Origin of the sequence: Kitasatospora phosalacinea (assembly GCF_000717185.1) — a bacterium.
Taxonomy (GTDB): Bacteria; Actinomycetota; Actinomycetes; order Streptomycetales; family Streptomycetaceae; genus Kitasatospora; species Kitasatospora phosalacinea_A.
In genome coordinates, this window is the sequence record NZ_JNYE01000327.1 from 1 (window position 1) to 218 (window position 218).

Annotated in this window: 1 pseudogene; it reads left to right on the forward strand. The window is 72.9% G+C overall.

What is annotated here, in order from left to right:
• Positions 1-218: pseudogene (locus OO57_RS38245) on the forward strand (IS5/IS1182 family transposase); the annotation flags it as partial.

A 218-nucleotide genomic window follows, 5' to 3' on the forward strand; every position in this document is an offset into this window, starting at 1 on the left:
GCTGCTGGCCTACTTCCGCCGCCGACTGGCCCGCTCGACGCGACCGCACCGGGTCTTCGAGGCGGTGCGCGAGGTCGTGAAGGCGACCGGCGTGCTGAAAGGCCGCCACCGCCGAGCGTTGGACTCGACCGTGCTGGAGGACGCGGTCGCCACCCAGGACACCGTCACCCAACTCGTCGCCGCCATCCGTGCCGTGATCCGCGAAGTCCCCGGCGCCG